This window comes from Brachybacterium sp. EE-P12, assembly GCF_003711805.1.
GTDB lineage: Bacteria > Actinomycetota > Actinomycetes > Actinomycetales > Dermabacteraceae > Brachybacterium.
In genome coordinates, this window is record NZ_QXCP01000003.1 from 235607 (window position 1) to 250987 (window position 15381).

Below are 15381 nucleotides of genomic sequence, written 5' to 3' on the forward strand. Positions count from 1 at the left end.
CCCGGACCAGTGTACGGAGAGGACCTGGTCGATGTCCGGGACGGGCCCCAGGTGGCATGATGCCCGACTTGGTAGGTTTCCTGCTGTGATGACCTCTGGTGCCGCCTCGCTGCCGGTGCCGGGCGATGACCGCGCCGGGCGGGACCTGCCCGGACCCGAGCAGCTCCGCCTCGCGCTGCGTCCGGCGGAGCTCCCGCTCGCGCATCCGCGCGACGTCGGCCGGGCCGCCGCCCGGGTGAGCGATCTCATCTCGGCCGGTCGCCTGGACGAGGCGCGGCACCTCGCTGGGGAGTTCCGACGACGCCCCGCCCGCCCGACGGAGCGGGCGGCGCTGCTGCGCGCTGCCCTGAGAGCCGCGGACTCCGCGCAGGTCGAGAGCGACGCCGCCGATCTGGTCTCCCTCTACCACCGCAGCGGGTGCACCGAGCAGGCGGCCGCCGTCGTGCAGGTGCTGCTCGAGCGCGGTCCGATCGCCGAGGCGCCCTCCTCGCGGGGCCGACGGCGCGGCGAGGCCGCACGGGCCTCCGCCCCGATGCTCGCCGTCGTGCGCGCCCTCGAGCAGAGCGCGCTGCCCGGTCCCGACGGGGGCGAAGCCGGCACCGTCGATCCGCGCCTGGCCGTGGCACGCCTGCGCGCCGCCCTCGCCGCGCTGCCCCAGGTGCGGGAGCAGCTGCTCGAGGATCCCGAGCGGGAGCTGCGCCTGCGCCTGGCGCAGGCGCTCGAGGCCGTGGGCGACACGAGCGGCGCCACCAGCCAGGCCCTGGACGTGCTCGAGCTGACCGAGCAGCAGGCGGCGGAGACCGGCACGGCCCCCGCGGACCCGTGGCGCCTGGACACCGGCGCGCACGCCGTGCTCGCCCGCACCCTGGGCAGGGAACGGCCCGTGCCCGCCGTCCATCACGCGCTCGAGGCGCTCGGCGCGCTCGCCGACGTCGAGGACCCGCCGCTGCGGGTCGGGCTGATCACCTCCCTGCTGCAGGCCCTCATGGCGGCGGGGGCGACGGACCTCGCCGGACTCACCGCCGGGCGGCTGCTCTCCCTGCAGCGCACCGTCGCGCAGGACCGGCTGCGGACCGGACCGCTGCTGGCCGTCGCCGCACAGCGCGTCCAGGCCGAGAGCTACGAGGAGGCGTGGGTGCCGCTCGAGCAGGCCCGCACCCTCGCCCGCGAGCAGCGCGACCACCGCTGCCTCCTCGAGGCGGCGCGCCTGGCCGCGAGCATCCACGAGCGCACCGGCGACCTGGCCTCCTCCCTCGGCGAGCTGCAGCGCCTCGCCGCCGTGGCGCGCTGGCTCGTCGACGACCTCGACACCCCTCGCGCCGAGCGGTCCGAGCTGCTTCGCACCGAGCTGAACGCGAACTCGCTGGCGATGCGCCGGGCGCTGGACCTCGGCCGCTCCGGGGCGGTCCACGTCGCGGCGCGGGAGATCGAGCGCCGCACCCGCCCCGACGCGGGCTGGGACCTGCCGCCCGAGCTGCTGTGGGACCATCTCGTCGACGCCCGCGTGGGAGCGCTGATCGCCGTCGGCGACGCCCTCGCCCGGGGCGCGGAGGGGGTCGACGCGGCCGGCTACGAGACGCGACGGCGCGAGGCGCTCGAGGCGATCGGGCGGATGCCCGAGGGGCATGACGCCCGGGCCCGCTACTGGGCCGCCTATCTCGATGACCGCCACGCCGAGCTGCTCGCCCGACGCGGCGAGACCGCCGCCGCGTGTCGCGCCGCCCGGCGCGCCCGCGATGCGTATGCGGCGCTCGGCCTGGACGAGGACGCCGACCGCATGGCCGGGCTGCTCGTCGACGCGCAGCCCGGCGGTGACCGCCCGGGCTGACCGCGTCCGCAGGCGGCCGGCTGTCGGACGCGGGTGGCGGGGCGGTCAGCTCCCGTCGGCCTCGCGCATCGTCGACTCGAGCACAGCGATCACCGCGTCCGGGTCCGTCGCCGGGTTCACGAAGGCGAGCCGCAGCGCGATCTCCCCGCGGAACGCGGTGGGCAGGCACAGGATCGTCCCCTCCCGCGCCAGACGCTGCGACCAGCGTCGGTACTCGGCCGGCGTCCAGCCGGGCCGACGGAACACCACCACCGACAGCTCGGGCTCCATCAGCAGCTCGAGATGGTCGCTCGCCGCGATCGCGTCGGCGACGGTGCGGGCCGAGGCCAGGCAGCGGTCCACCGCGGCGGCGTAGGCGGAGGTGCCGTGCGTGGCCAGCGAGTACCACAGCGGCAGGCCGCGGGTGCGGCGGGAGAGATGGGCGGCGAGGTCCGAGGGGTTGGACTCGCCGCGGTCGATCGAGTCGAGATAGGCGGCGTGCTGGGAATGGGCGGCGGCGGCCGGGCGCGGGTCCCGGTACAGCAGCGCGCAGCAGTCGTAGGGCGCGAACAGCCATTTGTGCGGGTCCACGATGAAGGAGTCGGCCCGGTCGATCCCCGCGAAGCGCTCCCGCGCGGTCCTCGAGGTGAGCGCCGCCCCGCCGTAGGCGCCGTCCACGTGCACCCAGGCCCCGTGGCGGTGGGCGACCTCGACCACCGAGGCGATGTCGTCGATGATCCCCGCGTTGGTGGTGCCGCCGGAGGCGACCACGGCGCAGATCCTGGGGTCCTCGGCCAGGAGCGGCTCGAGCGCCGCGCCGGTGAGATGGCCGCGGTCGTCCACCGGGACCGTCACCACGTCCATGTCCAGCAGGCGTGCGGCCGAGGCGACCGAGGAGTGCGCGGTCGAGGCGCAGGCCAGCGCCCAGCCGCCCTCGGGACGACGGCCCCGCTCGCGCAGGGCGTGGTCGCGGGCGGTGGCGAGCGCGGAGAGGTTGCCCTGGGTGCCGCCCGAGACGAACACCCCGGCCGCGTCCGCCGGCCAGCCCAGCAGGTCGGCGAGCCAGCGCAGCACCTGGTTCTCCGCGAAGATCGCCCCGGCGCCGTTCTCCCACACCCCGCCGAAGACGTTCGCGGCCGAGACCACCGTGTCGAAGGCGACCGCGGCCCGGGTGGGCGCGGCGGGGATGTAGGCGAGGTTCATCGGGTCCTCGGCGGAGCGGGTCGCCGGCAGCAGCACCTCGTCGAACAGCTCCATCGCGCGGGCGGCGCCGATGCCGTCCGCGGTGATGGTCGCGCCGACCTCGGCCTGCAGCTCTTCGGCGCTGCGCGCGGTGGTCTTCGGATCGGTGGCGACCGTGGTGTGCGAGGCGGCCCAGCGCAGGGCGAGGCTCACCGCCTCGCGCTCGTCGCCCCAGATCTCCGAGGGCTCGCGGTGGCGCTGCAGCGCATCCGAGGCGCGGGAGAAGGCGGAGTCCTCCGGGGTGGGTGTGCCGCCCGCCGGTGCCGGGGCGCCGGTAGCGGGGGATGGGGACTGGGGCTGCACGGAGTCCGGGATCACGTCCCGCATCGTCGCATGCGTTCGGCGAGCGGGAGGACAGGACGGTCCGTCCCGCCCGCGCCATCCCCACGTGCCCGGCCCTGACAGCGCAGGCCTCCCTGCCGTACCGTGGAGACACCGACCGGAAGGTGACCGCCATGCCCACCGGAACAGGCGGCAGCCCCGCGGAGCACGTCCACGGGCCCGAGGAGACCATCGCCGTGCGGGACAACACCGCCGCGCGACGCTACGAGGCGGTCCGGGGCGGGCAGGTCGTCGGGATCATGATCTACGAGCGCACGCGGCGCCGGATCGATCTGGTCCACACCGTCACCGATCCCGAGCACCGCGGCGAGGGCGTCGCCTCCGTCCTCGTGCGCACCGTCCTCGCCGAGGCGCGGGCCGCGACCCTCCCTGTCCTCGTGATCTGCCCCTTCATCGAGAGCTGGCTCCAGCGGCACCCCGAGCAGACCGACATCGTCATCGCCGAGGACTGAGCGACCGGGCGCCGCTGCACGGCACCCCCATCCCGCCGCACGTCACCCCCACCCCGCCGCCTGGTCATGTGGTGGCGCAGGGCGTCCCCGTACGCCTATATAGGCGTACGGGGACGCCACACGCCAGTACCTGACCATGGAAGGGCTGCCCGCCGCGCGCAGGACAGCAGTGCCCGCCCCGGGACCGCGGGCGTTCCGGCGCGGGAACGAGTACCGTCTCCTCATGGACGCCCTCGTTCTGCTCCGAGACCTCGCCTCCCGCCCGCGTCATGCCGCCGACGCCCTGCGCGGCCGACTGGATCCCGCCGTGCTCGCGGCCCATCCGGGAGGGCACCCGAACTCCGTGGCCTGGCTGCTGTGGCACACCGGGCGCGAGATCGACGCGCAGCTTGCCGCGCTGACCGGCGAGGACGAGGTGTGGGAGACCCGCGGCATCGCGAAGCAGCTCGGCCTCGGGGAGGAGGGCGCCGCGGTGGGCTACGGCCACACGCCGGAGCAGGCCCGCGCGATCGAGGTGACCGACGGCGAGGCGCTGCTGGACTACGTCGAGGCGGCCCTCGACGCGTTCGACTTCCACCTCGCCGGGGTCACCTTCGCCGATCTCGACGACATCGTCGACGAGGCCTGGGACCCGCCCGTCACGCGCGCCGCGCGCCTGGTGAGCATCCTCGACGACGCGATCCAGCACCTCGCCCAGGCCGCCTACGTGCTCGGGATGCCTCAGCGCGGCTGAAAGCGGTCGGGTACGGCCGCAGGCGGTGACGGCCCTGACCTCTCCTCCCCATCGCCGCGCCGTCCCCGCGCCGCGAGGATCACGTCCCGCCCGTCCGTCGGACTTCCTACACTGGCTCGGTGACATCCACCGAAGCCTTCGAAGCCGGAACCGACCGCGGACTGGAGCGCACCCCGCCCCAGGACCTCGCCGCCGAGCGCGGCGTGCTGGGCGGCATGATGCTGTCCAAGGACGCCATCGCCGACGTCGTCGAGACGGTGCGCGGCGCCGACTTCTACCGGCCCGCGCACGAGATGATCTACGAGGCCATCATCGACCTGTACGGCCGCGGCGAGCCCGCGGACCTCGTGACCGTCTCCGACGAGCTCTCCAAGCGCGGCGAGCTGCAGCGCGTGGGCGGCGGCGCCTATCTCGCGGACCTCATCGACATGGTCCCCACCGCCGCGAACGCCGGCTTCTACGCCGAGATCGTCGTCGAGCGCGCCCAGCTGCGCCGCCTCGTCGAGGCCGGCACTCGCATCGTCCAGCTCGGCTTCGCGGCCGACGGCGGCGAGGTCGACGAGGTCATCAACGAGGCCCAGGCCCAGATCTACGCGGTCACCGAGCGCGGCCAGAGCGAGGACTTCCTGCCGCTGGGCGAGGTGATCGACGAGACCCTCAACGCGATCGAGGCGACCCAGAACCGCGGCGGCCAGGTCACGGGCGTGCCCACCGGCTTCGCGGAGCTCGACGAGCTCACCCAGGGTCTCCACGGCGGGCAGATGATCATCTTCGCGGGCCGTCCCGCCATGGGCAAGACGACGCTCGGCATGGACGTGCTGCGCTCCGCCTCGATCCACAACGGCCAGACCTCCGTCATCTTCTCCCTCGAGATGGACAAGACCGAGATCACGATGCGACTGCTCTCCGCGGAGTCGCAGGTGCCGATGAACCGCATGCGCGACGGGTCGATGGACGACCGCGACTGGCAGTCCATGGCCCGCGCCATGAGCCGCATCGCCGACGCGCCCCTGTTCATGGACGACTCGGCGAACATGTCGCTGATGGAGATCCGCGCCAAGTGCCGACGCCTCAAGCAGAAGCACGATCTCAAGCTCGTGGTCATCGACTACCTGCAGCTGATGAGCTCGGGCAAGAAGGTCGAGTCCCGTCAGCAGGAGGTCTCGGAGTTCTCCCGCGCCCTGAAGCTCCTGGCCAAGGAGATCGACGTGCCCGTCATCGCGATCTCGCAGCTGAACCGAGGCAGCGAGCAGCGCACCGACAAGACCCCGATGATGTCGGACCTGCGCGAGTCCGGCTCGATCGAGCAGGACGCCGACGTCATCCTCCTGATCCACCGCGAGGACTACTACGAGAAGGAGTCCGCCCGCGCCGGCGAGGCGGACCTCATCGTCGCCAAGCACCGAAACGGTGCCACGAAGACGATCCCCGTCGCGTTCGAGGGCCACTACTCACGCTTCAAGGACATGGCGAACGCCGGCGGCTTCAGCGGCTGAGCTCGGGCCGGTGCCGCCATGGGCGTAGGGTGCGCCCGGGCAGCTCCGGCTCGCCACCGAACGGTGCACGCGCCCTGAACGCGCCTGTGGGGGTCGTCACATCTGCTAGCGTCGACCCGATCCCGCCGTCCCCAGGGCGGGACCGACCGAGCAGAACGAAGGAGTTGTGCCCGTGCCACCCCCACCCCTGAGCCCCTCCTCCCCGACACCCGAGCAGTTCCAGCAGGTCCAGCACTCCGAGGACTTCAGCCGCCTGCGCCGCAGCTTCCGCGGCTTCGCGATCCCGATGACCGTCGCGTTCCTGATCTGGTACTTCGCGTACGTGCTGCTGTCCACCTACGCCGAGGCCCTGATGTCCACCCCGGTGCTGGGGAACCTCAACCTCGGCCTGCTGCTGGGCCTGAGCCAGTTCCTGATGACCTTCCTGATCACGTGGCTGTACATCCGCCACGCGAACCGGTCACTGGACCCGATCTCGCAGAAGCTGCGCGATGAGCTGGAGGGGGAGAGCTGATGGAATTCGGGAACCCGATCTTCAACATCGCGATCTTCCTCGCGTTCGTGGTGATCACCCTGGTCGTGGTCATCCGCGTCTCGAAGCAGAACGTCACCGCCGGCGACTTCTACCACGGCGGCCGCGCCTTCTCCGGCCGGCAGAACGGCATCGCCATCGCCGGCGACTACCTCTCGGCCGCCTCCTTCCTCGGCATCGTCGGCGCCGTCGCGCTCTACGGCTACGACGGGCTGCTCTACTCCGTCGGCTTCCTCGTCGCCTGGCTGGTGGCGCTGCTGCTGGTCGCCGAGCCGCTGCGCAACACCGCGAAGTACACGATGGCCGACGTGCTCAGCTTCCGCATGCGCCAGCGCCCCGTGCGCACCGCGGCGGCCACCTCGACGCTCGCCGTGACCTTCTTCTACCTGCTCGCACAGATGGCCGGCGCCGGTGCGCTGGTCTCGCTGCTGATCGGCATCGAGGGGCGCGTGGGCCAGTCGGTGGTGATCGCGGTCGTGGGCGTGGTGATGATCGCCTACGTGCTCATCGGCGGGATGAAGGGCACCACCTGGGTGCAGATCATCAAGGCGGTCCTGCTGATCACCGCCGTCGGCGTCTCGACGGTGTGGATCCTCGCGCTGAACGGCTTCAACCTCTCCGAGGTGCTCGGCAGGGCCGTGGCCGAGCATCCCGACGGCACGACGATCCTCGAGCCGATGCACCAGTACGGCACCTCCGGGGCGACCAAGCTCGGCTTCGTCTCCCTCGCGATCGCGCTCGTGTTCGGCGCGGCGGGGCTGCCGCACGTGCTGATGCGCTTCTACACGGTGCCGACGGCGAAGGAGGCCCGCCGCTCCGTGGTCTGGGCGATCGGCCTGATCGGCTTCTTCTACCTGTGCACCCTGGTGCTCGGCTTCGCCGCCGCGTACATGGTGGGCGTGGACGTGATCGGCACCCTGCCCGGCGGCTCGAACTCCGCCGCGCCGGCGCTGGCCTACGCCCTCGGCGGCACGGTGCTGATGGGCATCATCTCCGCGGTCGCCTTCGCGACGATCCTCGCGGTCGTGGCGGGGCTGACGATCACCGCCTCGGCCTCCTTCGCGCACGACATCTACAACGGCGTGCTCAAGGACGGGGACGCCACCCCGGCCCAGGAGGTCAGGGTCGCGAGGCGCACCGCCGTGGTGATCGGCGCCGTCTCCATCATCGGCGGCATCCTCGCGGCCGAGCAGAACGTCGCCTTCCTGGTCTCCCTCGCCTTCGCGATCGCGGCCAGCGCGAACCTGCCCTCGATCCTGTACTCGCTGTACTGGAAGCGGTTCAACACCCGCGGCTCGCTGTGGAGCATCTACGGCGGGCTCGGCAGCGCCCTGTTCCTCATCACCTTCTCCCCGGTCGTCTCCGGCTCCGAGACGGCGATGATTCCCGGCGCGGACTTCGCCTGGTTCCCGCTGTCGAACCCGGCGCTGGTCTCGGTGCCGCTGGGCTTCTTCCTCGGCTGGCTCGGCTCGGTCACCTCCCCGGAGCACGACGAGCTCAAGCAGGCCGAGATGGAGGTCCGCTCCATGACCGGCGCCGGCGCGGAGAAGGCCACCCAGCCGCACTGAGCCGCGGCGGGGTGCCAGCTCCTCTCCCCGGTGCAGCCGGCGGGGCGCGGGGCGTCAGCAGAGCAGGGCGAATGGAGTCGCCGTTCGCCCTGCTTCGCTGCGCTGCCCCTCCCCGTGCTTCCCTGCGCCCCGTTATGCGGCGCTGGACCTGGTGCTCAGGCGAGCGGCAGGCCCGCCTCCGGGCGGGTGGCGCGGTCGTGCAGGTCGATGATCCGCTGCTCGAGGGCCGACGGAGCGGGCCCGGTCACCTCGAGCAGGCGGCACACGGCCACCTGCGCCGAGGCCTCGCCGTAGCGCCGCACCCAGTCGCTGTGCTCGAGATCCTTCGCAGAGCGGGTGCCGAGCGACTCGAAGCGGTCGGCGCCCACTCGCCAGGGCTTCGGGGTGAGACGGGCGCGGTAGGTGTCGTGGACCCGACACAGCAGCATGTAGAGCTGGTCGCTGCGCACCTCCTCCATCAGCGCGCGGGCGCGGTCGCTCGCGGGATGGGCGCCTGTGCCGGAGACCAGCAGGCGGAACCCGTTGCGGGTGCGATAGGCGCGCACGCCCAGGTCGGGGTGTCGTCGGCCGAACTCGCGGATGCTCTCGAGGATCTGGGCATGTGCGCGACCGCGCTCGCCGGCACCCTGCCCGCCGAGCTCGTCCGGGAGGTCGGCGGAGGCGGCGTCGGTCCCGTGTGCAGCGGCTCCTGAGGCTTCCGCGGCACCGCCGCGCCCCTCGCCCGACGAGCCGCTGTCGACGTCGCGCTCGGTACGACCTCCGCCGAGGAGCCGCGACAGCAGTCCGGGACGCTTCCCCACGCCCGCCGATCTCGTGTCCGCCGACGTCGTGCGCCCCGTGATCTCCGGCGGCAGGTCGACGTCGCTGATCAGCAGGACGTCGGTGTTCAGCACCGCCGCGCCATAGCGGTTGCGGGTGACCGCGGCGACCAGCGTGCCGTCCTCGTCGTGGACCTCCTCGAGCAGCTCCTCGGGGAGGCGACGGCTCGGGTAGTACTCGTGCTCGGAACCGCCCCGCTGCCCGGGCCCGCCGGCGGCGACGAGCGCATCGAGCCGACGTCGGGCATCGTGACGGGCGTCCTCGACGGAGACGTCCGAGGCACCGTTGACGGTGAGGGCGAAGGTGCCTCTGCCGGGGAAGGCATGGGTCTCATGGACGGCGGCCCAGTAGCGGGGGATCGGTTCCATGATGTCGACCGTACTCCTCGCCGCGCCCCTCTCGACGCTCGCCCGGCGGCCGGAGTCGAGGTTCGGTGAGGGCACCCGCTCGATGGGCGTGCGCGGCGGCGAAAGAACCTGCCCGGCGGCGGTGCGGGCTGGGCGAGGGGTGTGCCCGGTGGTGGAGCCGACCTGGCTCACGCACCGCGACCTACCCGACGGTATCCAGTGTCAGATGTCGGAATGCGTCTCGATAGCGACACCTGACACTGGATACCGCGCAGTAGCTCAGCGGGGCGGCGGTCTCCAGCCGGAGACGGCAGTGCCGGCCGGAGACGGCAGCGTCAGCCGGGGGAGCAGCGGCATCGGCACCGCAGCAGCCCGTCGGAGAGCGACCGCCCTCGGGCCTGCGCCGTCTGCACGCCGCCCCCGGGCTCAGCCCAGCGTCGCGGTGAGCGTGATGTCCACGCCGGAGAGCGCGGCGGAGACCGGGCAGGTCTTCTTCGCCTCCTCGGCCAGGCGCTGGAAGTCGGCGTCGTCGATCCCGTCGACCTTCGCGGTGACGCTCAGCTCGATCCCGGTGATGCCGCCCTCGCCGACGTTGAAGGACACCGCGGCGGAGGTGTCCATCGAGGTGGGAGGGGTGCCGTTCTCGGCGAGCAGGTTCGAGAACTGCATCGCGTAGCAGGCGGAGTGGGCGGCGCCGATCAGCTCCTCGGGTGAGGTCGTCCCCTGCTCCGAGTCCTCCGAGCGCGCCTTCCAGCTCAGATCCATGGTGCCGAGCTTCGAGGTGTCCAGGGTGGTGGTGCCGGAGCCGGAGATCAGGTCGCCCTTCCAGATGGTGGAGGCGTTGCTGACGACGGTGCGGGGCATGGTGACTCCTTCGATCGAGGGTCGCGCCCGCGCTCCTGCGGGGCGCTCCTGCCACGCTAGCCCGGACCGCTCCCCACGTCGATGCCCGTTCGAGCCGGGCGCCGGGCAGACGGCGGCTCCCGACTCTCAGCCGAGACGTCGTCGCACAGACTTTCCTACTGCTCTCCTACTGCAGCGACTCGAACTTCCGCGCCCAGGCGGAGCCGATCGGGTTCGCGTCGGCGACCATGATCCCTAAGCGGTCCCCGGCGATCTCGGCGACCTCGGTCAGCGCCACGCGCCGCTCGTGCTCGGGGGAGTGGTCCAGGCGCCGCACCCCGGCCTCGAGGATCTGCGCGAAGGAGTCGGTGCGGCCCAGGAAGGCGACGAAGGGCAGGTCGAACTTCTCGGCGTAGCGGTCGGCGAGGTCGCGCAGCGCCTCGACGTCCTCCTCAGCCAGGCCGTCCAGCGCGAAGGAGCCGACGTCCTGGCTGATCGCGCCGGCCTGCTCCTCGTCGGCCGTGACCAGGGTGGCCATGTCCGGATAGGCGCGCACGAGCGCGTCCTGCTCGGCGCGCTCCGCGGTGAGCACCGCGTCCTCGATGGCCGCGCGCAGCGCGGGCGCGTCGGCGAAGGGGCGGGCCTCCCAGGCCCGCTCGAGCGGCCAGGTCGCGCCGTTGAACAGCGAGCCGAAGGTCGCCACGAAGGTCTCGCGGTCCATCTCTCCGACCTCCTCGATGCCGATGCGCTCCCCGCCCGCGGTGGTGGCGACGTTCGCGCCGCGCTGCCGGCCCAGGTGGAAGAACAGCACGTTCAGCACGATCGCGGTGAGCGCGCCGACGGTCACGCCGGAGGAGACGAACACCTGCGCCCACGACGGGAACACCCCGGCGATGTCGGGCTTGAAGCTGACCAGCATCGCCAGACCCAGGGAGGTGCCGACGATGACGGAGCTGCGGTTGTCGGTGAGGTCGACCTTCGACAGGGTCTGGATGCCCACCAGCGCGACCGAGGCGAACAGGGCCAGCGACGCACCGCCCAGCACGGGGGAGGGGATCGCGGCGACGACCGCGCCGGCCTTCGGCAGCACGCCGAGCACGATCATGATCACGCCCGCGCCCGCGACGACCCAGCGGGACTTCACGCGGGTCAGGCGCACCAGGCCGATGTTCTGCGCGAAGCAGGTGTAGGGGAAGGAGTTCAGCACCCCGCCCAGCAGGGTCGACAGGCCGTCGGCGCGCAGTGCCTCGGAGATGTTCCTCGGCCGGATCCGCCGGCCCACGATCTCCCCGGCGGCGAAGACGTCCCCGGTGGTCTCGACCATCGTGATCAGCATGACGATGATCATCGAGACGATCGCGGTGAGCGAGAAGGTGGGGATGCCGAAGTAGAAGGGTGTGGTGACCCCGAAGGCGGAGGCCTCCGTGACGCCGCTGAAGGAGGTGTCGCCCAGCAGCACCGCGACGAGGGTGCCGATCACGAGGCCGAGCAGCACCGCGATCGTGCCGAGGAAGCCGCGGAAGAAGCGCTGGACGAGCACGATCACGGCGAGGGTGCCGAGCGCGTAGAGGATGTCCCGGGTGGCGGGGGTGCCCTCGGCGTAGTTCGTGATGTCCCCTGCGGAGACGCCCAGCAGCGTGATCCCCATCGTCGTCAGCACGGTGCCGATCACGACCGGCGGGAAGAACCGCAGGATCTTCGCGAAGTACGGCGCGGCCAGGAAGGTGAACAGGCCCGCGACGATGATCGAGCCGTAGATCATCGGCAGGCCCTCGGCGCCGCCCTCGCCGCCGGTGGCCGCGAGCCCGATCGCGATGATCGGGGAGACGGCGGTGGTGGTCACACCCTGGATGATCGGCAGGCGCACGCCCACCTTCCAGAAGCCGACGGACTGGATCAGGGTCGCGATGCCGCAGGTGAACAGATCAGCGTTGATGAGGTGGATCGTCTGCTGTGCGGTGAGGTCGAGGCCCGAGGCGATCAGCAGCGGCACGATCACGGCGCCCGCGTAGAAGGCGAGCACGTGCTGGATCGAGAGCACGGTCAGCCGCGCGGGCGGCGGAGCCTGGTCGACGGGGTGCACGGGCGGCGCTGCGGGGGCGTCCGGGGCGGGCGATGCTGCGGCGGAGGTCATGGGCGTCCTAGGGATCCGTCGGGCGAGGGGCCGACGCAGGGATGGCGGGGGCGGGCCCGGCGCGCCGGGCCGCGCACCAGCGTAGGCCCGGTCGCGGCCGTGCGCGGGAATCGTTCGCTCCACGATCCCCGCGGGCGACGGCCGACGAGCCCGTGACCGGCCCCGGAGGCGCCGACGTGAGATCGAAGGCACCTGATGGCATGTCCTGGCCGTTCCGGCCGCGGAGGGGTAGAAGGGAATCGTGAGCACCTCTGCGCAGTCCGACGACCTGACCCCGGGAGCCCCTGTGGCCTGCGCGAGCGACGAGCCCGTCGGAGTCGACACCGCGATCGGCGCCGCCGACCCCGCGCCCGCCGGCCGAGGCGGCCGCGTCGTCGGCGGTGTGCTCGCCGTGCTCGCGGTCGCGACGATCGCGGTGAACCTGCGCCCCGGGGCGACCGGCGTCGGCCCCCTCATGGACCCGATCGTCGCCGCCTACGGACAGGGGCCGGCCGCCGCGGGCCTCCTGACCGCCCTGCCCTGCCTCGCCTTCGGTGCGCTGGGCCTGCTCGCCGTGCCGATCTCGCGGCGGCTCGGGCTGTCCGGCACGGTCGTCGCCTCCTTCGTGCTCGCCGCGATCGCGCTGCTGCTGCGGCCCGGCACGGACGTGTTCTGGCTGTTCGTGGCGCTGTCGGTGATCGGCCTGATGGGCCCGGCGCTCGGGAACGTGCTGGTCCCGGCCTGGATCAAGCTGCACGGAGGGCGGCACGCCGTGGCTCTGATGACGCTGTACAGCGTGGTGCTCGCGATCGGCGGCTCCGCCGGGGCGTCCCTCGCCGTGCCGCTCGCGGGCGGCGGCGCCGACGGATGGCGCGCATCCCTGCTGTTCTGGGGCGCCGTGATCGCGCTGCCCGTCGTGGTGTGGGCCGTGGTCCTCACCCGCACCGGGCACGACTTCCCTCCCGCCCCGCCGCGCGGCACCCTCAGCGGCTCCCTGCTGCGCTCGCCCACCGCGATCGCGCTGACGGTCATGTTCGCCCTCCAGTCCCTGAACGCGTACACGCAGTTCGGGATGCTCCCGCAGATCCTCGCCGACGCCGGCATCACTCCCACCCGGGCAGGGCTGCTGGTCGGCGTGATCTCCGGCTGGGGGCTCGTGGGCGGTCTCGTGATGCCGACGGTGATCGCTCGCGCCCCCGGCCTGCGCTTCATCGTGGCGGGCTTCGGGGCGCTGACGACGATCGGCTATCTGGGACTGCTCCTCGCGCCGACGGCGAGCCCGCTGCTGTGGGCGTGCGTGCTGGGGATCGGCGGCTTCGCCTTCCCCACCGCGATCGCGCTGCTGCCGGCCCGGACCCGCTCCCCGCTGGTCACCGCCCGCCTCTCGGGCGCCACCCAGCCCGTCGGCTATCTCCTCGCCGCCCTCGGCCCGATCCTCGCCGGGATGCTGCTGGACGTCACCGGCGCCTCCGCGACCGTGCTGTGGTTCCTGGCCGGGACCGGTGTGCTGCTGGCGATCGCCGGATATCGCGCGGGCCTGCCGCGCACCGTCGACGACGAGCTGCACGCCTGAGGACCGGCCCTCGGGCGTGCACGCGGCGCAGGCTCGGAGTCCGTGGGAAGATGCCTCCATGAGCCTCGTCCGCACCCTGCGCATCCTGGCCTCGCAGCGGCCCTCCCTGCCCCCGCGCGCCGTCGCCGATCCCTCCCGGGTGCGGCGCGTGCGCCACGACCGGGTCCCCGTGACCTGGATCGATCCGGGGCTCGCGAGCACCGCGACGATCGTGCACCTGCACGGCGGCGCGTACGTGCAGGGCGAGTCGCGGCAGACCTGGGAATGGCTCGAGGAGGTCGCGCGGCGCTCCGGTGCCGCCGCGGCGATGATCCACTACCGCCTCGCCCCGCGTCACCCCTATCCCGCCGCGGTGGACGACGTGCTCGCCGCGCTCGCCGACATGCAGCGCGAGGCGGTGCTGCGCCCGGGCCGATGGGTGCTCTCCGGCGACGGCGCCGGGGGCGGGCTCGCGCTCGCCGTCGCGCAGTCCCTCGCCGGCTCCGGGGCCGACGCCCCCGCCGCAGTGCTGCTCGAGTCGCCCTGGTCGGACCTCTCCCGGGAGGATCACGGCCAGGAGTCGCTGCGGGTCGCCGCGCGCCTGTACGCCGGTGCCGTCCCGCGCACGCAGCCGCGGCTGAGTCCCGTGCACGGCGACCTCGCAGGCCTGCCGCCCGTGCACCTCGTGACCGGGGCGGAGGACCCGCTGGTGCGGGACGGCCGGAGCCTGGCCGCCGCGCTCCTCGACGCCGGCGCCGAGCACCACGTCCTCGAGCTCCCCCACGGCGGCCATCAGGTCGCCGTCGCCGGGGAGGGGCCGCAGGCGCAGCAGGCGCGGCGCTTCCAGATCAGCGCCGTGCGCGCGGCGATCGGCCTCGACGAGTCCGCCGCGCACTGACGACGTCCCGGAAGACCTGACACTGTTCGTCTTCTCGGGAGGCGGCGCTACTCTGTGGCCATGGACGCAGGGGACCGGCCTGTGGGCGGGCACGTGATCTGGGACGGCAGCCCGCGCGCGGTCGCGCGCCTCCGCGAGGCCGTGATGCCGCATGCGGCGGTCGGCGTGCTGCGGGTGGTCCTCCAGCAGCTCGTCCTCCACGAGGAAGGACGGGAGGCCGGCCGCCACGAGGTCATCGACGAGATCGTCGACGTCGGCGGGAACCTCGTCGCCTCCCCGATGCGGGAGTCGGTGCGGGCCGATCCGGCGGCCTCGGCCGCGCTCGACGGCGCGCTCGCCCAGCTGCGCGCGGACATCTCCGCCGAGCTCCATGCGACGGTCGACTCCCTCGAGGTGGTGCTGGATCGCGACGGCCGCCACGAGGTGCGCCTGCTGCTGTCCGCGGAGGTCTCCCCGCGCGAGCTCGCCGAGGGGCCCGCCCCCGAGGCTCTGCACGACGGCGACCATCACATCCGCCACCAGTCGCCCGCGCTCGAGGAGCTGCGCGACCGGCTCGCCGTGCCGTCGGGTCCGCTGCGGCGGGTGCTGGACGGGCTGCGCGAGCGCCTCGTCCGTCGCGCCTGAGGACCCCTCCCGG

13 protein-coding genes are annotated in these 15381 nt (G+C 73.1%); 9 read left to right on the top strand and 4 right to left on the bottom strand.

Features of this window, described 5'->3' with window-relative positions; all coding sequences use genetic code 11:
- The first annotated feature begins 88 nt into the window (after positions 1-88).
- The gene (locus D1648_RS02485) at positions 89-1828 is read left to right on the top strand and encodes a hypothetical protein (protein ID WP_206424761.1); all 1740 of its coding nucleotides are present in this window, start codon (positions 89-91) and stop codon (positions 1826-1828) included.
- A gap of 45 nt (positions 1829-1873) precedes the next feature.
- Here D1648_RS02485 and D1648_RS02490 read toward each other — a convergent pair whose 3' ends face one another.
- On the bottom strand, positions 1874-3367 hold the full coding sequence (locus D1648_RS02490) for an aminotransferase class V-fold PLP-dependent enzyme (protein ID WP_241155326.1): 1494 nt from the start codon (positions 3365-3367) through the stop codon (positions 1874-1876).
- A 137-nt stretch (positions 3368-3504) separates the two neighbouring features.
- Between D1648_RS02490 and D1648_RS02495 the strand changes: the two genes are divergently transcribed.
- The 5 genes from D1648_RS02495 to D1648_RS02515 all read left to right on the top strand — a co-directional run bounded on the left by D1648_RS02495 (position 3505) and on the right by D1648_RS02515 (position 8172).
- Positions 3505-3843, top strand: a complete 339-nt coding sequence (locus D1648_RS02495; RefSeq protein ID WP_122939233.1) for a GNAT family N-acetyltransferase — start codon at positions 3505-3507, stop codon at positions 3841-3843.
- Positions 3844-4066: 223 nt separating this feature from the next.
- The gene (locus D1648_RS02500; protein ID WP_122939234.1) at positions 4067-4576 is read left to right on the top strand and encodes a DinB family protein; all 510 of its coding nucleotides are present in this window, start codon (positions 4067-4069) and stop codon (positions 4574-4576) included.
- A gap of 119 nt (positions 4577-4695) precedes the next feature.
- Entirely contained in the window at positions 4696-6072 is a 1377-nt protein-coding gene (gene dnaB, locus D1648_RS02505) for a replicative DNA helicase (protein ID WP_164518554.1), read from the top strand.
- 172 nt (positions 6073-6244) lie between these two features.
- Positions 6245-6586: a DUF485 domain-containing protein gene (locus D1648_RS02510; RefSeq protein ID WP_164518555.1), complete on the top strand. Its 342-nt coding sequence runs from the start codon at positions 6245-6247 to the stop codon at positions 6584-6586.
- The gene (locus D1648_RS02515) at positions 6586-8172 is read left to right on the top strand and encodes a cation acetate symporter (protein WP_122939236.1); all 1587 of its coding nucleotides are present in this window, start codon (positions 6586-6588) and stop codon (positions 8170-8172) included. Before D1648_RS02510 ends, D1648_RS02515 begins: the two co-directional genes overlap by 1 nt.
- A gap of 155 nt (positions 8173-8327) precedes the next feature.
- On the opposite strand, the gene D1648_RS02520 is transcribed toward D1648_RS02515, so the two are convergent.
- The 3 genes from D1648_RS02520 to D1648_RS02530 form a co-directional block, all read right to left on the bottom strand.
- On the bottom strand, positions 8328-9359 hold the full coding sequence (locus D1648_RS02520) for a hypothetical protein (protein ID WP_122939237.1): 1032 nt from the start codon (positions 9357-9359) through the stop codon (positions 8328-8330).
- Positions 9360-9764: 405 nt separating this feature from the next.
- A complete protein-coding gene (locus D1648_RS02525) occupies positions 9765-10202 on the bottom strand; it encodes an OsmC family peroxiredoxin (RefSeq protein WP_122939238.1) in 438 nt (145 codons plus the stop codon).
- Positions 10203-10368: 166 nt separating this feature from the next.
- The gene (locus tag D1648_RS02530) at positions 10369-12315 is read right to left on the bottom strand and encodes a solute carrier family 23 protein (RefSeq protein WP_122939239.1); all 1947 of its coding nucleotides are present in this window, start codon (positions 12313-12315) and stop codon (positions 10369-10371) included.
- A 241-nt stretch (positions 12316-12556) separates the two neighbouring features.
- On the opposite strand from D1648_RS02530, the gene D1648_RS02535 reads away from it, so the two are divergent.
- Genes D1648_RS02535 through D1648_RS02545 form a run of 3 tightly spaced genes read left to right on the top strand, consistent with a single transcriptional unit; the run spans position 12557 to position 15368 of the window.
- Positions 12557-13867, top strand: coding sequence for an MFS transporter (locus D1648_RS02535; protein WP_122939240.1), 1311 nt, complete (start codon positions 12557-12559; stop codon positions 13865-13867).
- A gap of 58 nt (positions 13868-13925) precedes the next feature.
- Positions 13926-14744 (top strand): alpha/beta hydrolase fold domain-containing protein, encoded by an 819-nt coding sequence (locus tag D1648_RS02540; RefSeq protein ID WP_122939241.1) that lies wholly within the window; start codon positions 13926-13928, stop codon positions 14742-14744.
- Between the two features lie 60 nt (positions 14745-14804).
- The gene (locus D1648_RS02545; RefSeq protein ID WP_126281967.1) at positions 14805-15368 is read left to right on the top strand and encodes a hypothetical protein; all 564 of its coding nucleotides are present in this window, start codon (positions 14805-14807) and stop codon (positions 15366-15368) included.
- Positions 15369-15381 lie beyond the last annotated feature (13 nt).